Below are 4,452 nucleotides of genomic sequence, written 5' to 3' on the forward strand. Positions count from 1 at the left end.
GAAGCTCACCCCCCTCCCTAGCCCTCCCCCCCAAGGGGGGAGGGAACAAAGCCAAAGCCGTCCCTCGCTCCGCTCGGAGGCTTGCCCGTGACGCCGCTCGTCGCCGCGTATGTCGGGCTGGTCCTCGCCCGCGTCGGCACGTTCGTCGCGGTCCTGCCGCCGTTCGCCGCCCGCACGCCGCGGACCGTTCGGGCCGCGTTCGCCATTGTGCTCACCGCGTTCTACCTCGCCGCCGCGCCGCCGACGTGGGACGCCGAGTTCGCGAAGGCGGCCGGCGACGTTCACCCGCTGCGGTACGCCCTCGCGCTGGTCCGGGAGGCGCTCATCGGCGCGAGCATGGGGTTCGTGTTCGCGCTGTTCCTGCTGCCGGCCCGGATCGCCGGGGAGTTCATCACGGCCCAGATCGGGCTGAACGCAGCCCCGTCGATCAGCCCGAGCGGGCCGGACGGCGGCGGGCCGTACACCGTCGCATTCGAGACGGCCGCCGGCCTCATGTTCCTCGGGCTGGACGGCCACCACGTCGCGCTGGCGGCGCTGCACGCCAGCTTCGCGAAGTTCCCACTCGGCGGCAGCGGCCTGCCGGAGTTCGGCCCGCACCTCGCGGCGCTGAGTTCGGCCTACGAGGCCGGGATGCTGCTCGCCGGGCCGCTCGCGCTGTGCCTGTTTTTGCTGAGCGTCAGCCTGGCGATCATGACCCGCGTGGCCCCGCAGTTGAACGTGTACTCGATCGGGTTCACGCTGCAATCCATCGTCGCGCTGCTCGGCGTGCTGTTCCTGCTGCCGGAGATCGTCCGGGCGCTGGCGTTCGCCTTGAGCCGCAACGCGGACGCGGTCCACCCCGTCCTCAACGGGGGGTAGCGCGTGGCCGAAGACGTTGACCCGGAATCGAAAACCGAGGAGGCGAGTCCGAAACGACGGGAGGACGCCCGCAAGCAAGGCCAGATTCCCTTCAGCGCGGAACTGGTCGGCGCGGTCGTCCTCTTGGCCAGCGTCCTCGCGCTCGCGAACCTCGGCAAGCCGCTCGGCGAGGCCATGCTGAACGTCTTCCGCCACGACCTCCCGAAAGCCTTCCGCGGCGACTTCACCGCCCTCGACGCGCAGGTCCTCTTCGCCCGCACCGCGATCACCGTCCTCACCGCGCTGCTGCCGATCCTCGGCGTCATGCTCGCCGCCGGGGTCGCGGCGGCGGTCGCGCAGGCCGGGTTCCAGATCACGCCCGAACGCCTCGAACTGAAGTTCGACCGCCTCGACCCGACGAGCGGGTTCGGCCGGCTGTTCTCGTTCGCGTCCGTCGTGAAGGGGCTGCTCGCGATCCTGAAAGTGACGGCCGTGGCGGTCGTCGCTTACGTCGTCATCGACGGGCGGTACGGCCTTATCACCGGCCTCGGCCGGGACCGCGTGCCGGGGGCGGCGGTGACCGCGTGGTCGATCGTGACGCGGCTGGCCGTGTACCTCGCGGCCGCGGCCGTGCTGATCGCGCTCATCGACTACGTCTACCAGCGGCAGCGGTTCGAGACGCAGCTGCGGATGACGAAGCAGGAGGTGAAGGAAGAACTCAAGGAGTCCGAAGGCGACCCGCAGTTGAAGGCCCGGATGCGGCAGGTCGCCCGCGAACGGGCACGCCGCAAGATGCTCCAGGCCGTGCCGAAGGCGACGGTCGTGATTACGAACCCGACGCACTACGCCGTCGCGCTGCGGTACGAGGCCGCGACGGACGCCGCCCCGGTCGTGGTCGCGAAGGGGGCCGGCGCGTTCGCGGAGCGGATCATGGCCCTGGCCCGGACGAGCGGCGTCCCGGTGCTGGAGCGGCCGCCGTTGGCGCGGGCGCTGTTCAAGGGCGTGCGGGAAGGGCAGCCGATCCCGGCCGTGCTGTTCCGTGCGGTTGCGGAATTGATCGCGTTGGTGTATCGGTTGCGAGCGGCGTAACGGGGGTCGGGTTCCGCCCCGCGCTCAAAACGCGCAAACTCTGAGCCAGGGCGTAAAAACGCCCGCCGTTCGCTCCCGCGGGAGTGAACAACTCGACCGACGCCGTAACTGGGCCGAATTTCTCCGGGATATTTACCCGGTCCGGCCGACCCGCTTCGCGGGGCTGAACTAAATATCCTTGCCGGCAACGCCGGCCGCGGTCAGGACGCACGATGGCGACGCCGACGACGAACCCGGTCACGACGACCCTGCAACGCAGCGAGCTGGTCCTCGCCTTCTCGCTGCTCGGCCTGTTGGTCGTGTTCCTCGTCCCGCTGCCGACGATCGTGCTGGACCTGCTGCTCGCGGTAAACCTGAGTGCGACGGTCCTCCTGCTGCTGGTCACGCTGAGCGTGAAGCAGCCCTTAGATTTTTCGACGTTCCCGTCGCTACTTTTGCTACTGACCCTGTTTCGCCTCGGGTTGAACGTGGCGACGACACGGTTGATCCTGCTGAACGGGGACGCGGGGGAGATCGTTCAGGCGTTCGGGAAGTTCGTGGTCGGCGGGAACTTACTCGTCGGCCTGGTGATCTTTGCCATCTTGATCGTGATTCAGTTCGTGGTCATCACGAAGGGGGCCGGCCGCGTCTCGGAAGTCGCCGCCCGGTTCACGCTCGACGCCATGCCCGGCAAGCAAATGGCGATCGACGCCGAGATGAACGCCGGCCTCATCGACGAGGCGGAAGCGCGGCGGCGGCGGTCGAACCTGATGCGGGAGAGCGAGTTCTACGGCACGATGGACGGGGCCAGCCGGTTCGTCCGCGGCGACGCCATCGCCGCCGTCCTCATCACCGGCGTCAACCTGATCGGCGGCATCATCCTCGGCCTCATCAACGGGATGTCGGTCGTCGCCGCCGTGCAGAAGTACTCGATCCTCACCATCGGCGACGGGCTGATTACGCAGATACCGGCCCTCATCACGGCGACGGCGTCCGGCCTGCTCGTGACGAAGGCGACCAGCGGCGACAGCCTCGGCGAGGAACTCGGCGGCCAGGCGAAAACCAGCGTCGCCCCGCTGCGGCTCGGGGCGTTCATCGTGTTCGCCCTCGCCCTCGTACCGGGGCTGCCGAAGATTCCGTTCCTGCTGCTCGGCGTCATGCTGTTCGTCGCGGCCCGCCGGATCGCGGCGGAAGTGACGAAGAAGCCGACGACGCCCGCGGGGGGCGTGCCCGCGGTGCCGGGGGCGCAGCCGGAAGCGCCGAAATCGACGCTCGAAACCTACGTGGAAGACTTCCTGCAATCGGACCGCATCAGCCTGGAGATCGGCGGCGGGCTGATCCCGATGGTGTCGTCGAAGCGCGGGCCGGGCCTGCTCGACCGCATCGGCGGATTGAGAAGAGACATCGCGAAGCAGAACGGGCTGTGGGTCCCGGCCGTCCGGGTGCGGGACAACATGCAACTGGACGCGGAGACGTACCGCGTCCTGGTCGGCGGCCGGGAAGTCGCCCGCGGCATGGTCCGCCCCGACCAGTGGCTGGCCATCGACCCGAGCGGCGCGGGGCGGATCATGATCGACGGCGAGGACGCCCGCGAGCCGGCGTTCGGCCTGCCGGCGAAGTGGATTTTTGAACCCGACCGCGGCCGGGCCGAGATGAGCGGGTACACGGTGGTGGACGCCCCGAGCGTGCTCATCACGCACCTGGGCGAGGTGGTCCGCAAGCACGCCCACGAGCTGCTCAGCCGCGAGGACCTGAAGGGGCTGGTGGACAAGGTGCGGGAAACCTCCCCGGCCGTCGTGGACGAGCTGATCCCGACCGTCATGACGATGGGGGCACTGCACCGCGTCCTGACGCAGCTGTTGCAAGAGCGGGTCCCGGTCACGAACCTCGCCCGGATCATGGAGAGCCTGGCGTCGCACGGGCCGACGGTGAAGGACCCCGGCGACCTGACCGAGAAGGTGCGGGCGGACATCGGCCGGACGATCTGCGACCGGTTCCGCGACGCCAACGGCCGCCTCCGGGCGATCGTGTTGGACCCGCGGCTGGAGGTCGAGCTCCGGCGGTCGGTGCAGCCGCAGGGCCAGCAGTTGCTGTTGGACCTCGGCCGGCTGGAGCAACTGACGATCCGGTTGAAGACGGAACAGGACAAGGCCGCCCAACGGGGCTACGAGGTCGCGCTCTTGTGCGATTCGAGCATCCGGCGGGCCGTGCGGAACGCGCTGTCGCGGGCGCTGAACGACCTCGCGGTAATCGCGTACCAGGAGATTCCGACGGACATGCTGATGGACCCGGTGGCGGTGATCCGCCCCGAAGAGTTGACCGGCCCCAGCACCGTCGGCGCGATGTTCGAAGTCGCGAAGAGTTGAATTGCGATCGGACATTCAACCGCAACACGGAGGTTTTGCGGAGCGGTCTTGGCTTTGTTCCCTCCCCCTTGGGGGGGAGGGCTAGGGAGGGGGTGAGCTTCCTCCCTCGGGCGCGAATGCCCCAGTGGAAGGGAGGTGGGGGGGGGGGGGGCCCCCCCCCCCCCCCCCCCCCCCCCCCCCC

Annotated in this window: 3 protein-coding genes; all 3 read left to right on the top strand. The window is 69.3% G+C overall.

Translation table 11 applies throughout. The features are described 5' to 3' along the window. Positions 1-87 precede the first annotated feature (87 nt). On the top strand, positions 88-858 hold the full coding sequence (locus tag AC5JJ2_RS07955) for a flagellar biosynthetic protein FliR (protein WP_495857440.1): 771 nt from the start codon (positions 88-90) through the stop codon (positions 856-858). Between the two features lie 3 nt (positions 859-861). Further along, the gene (gene flhB, locus AC5JJ2_RS07960; protein WP_495857441.1) at positions 862-1,926 is read left to right on the top strand and encodes a flagellar biosynthesis protein FlhB; all 1,065 of its coding nucleotides are present in this window, start codon (positions 862-864) and stop codon (positions 1,924-1,926) included. A 212-nt stretch (positions 1,927-2,138) separates the two neighbouring features. Next, complete coding sequence (gene flhA, locus AC5JJ2_RS07965) at positions 2,139-4,271, top strand: flagellar biosynthesis protein FlhA (RefSeq protein ID WP_495857442.1); 2,133 nt, start codon at positions 2,139-2,141, stop codon at positions 4,269-4,271. Positions 4,272-4,452: the final 181 nt, after the last annotated feature.

This window comes from Limnoglobus sp., assembly GCF_059499385.1.

Bases quoted from the DNA above. Each gene is read 5' to 3' on its own strand.
- flhA (WP_495857442.1), top strand. From the start codon at position 2,139: ATGGCGACGCCGACGACGAACCCGGTCACGACGACCCTGCAACGCAGC.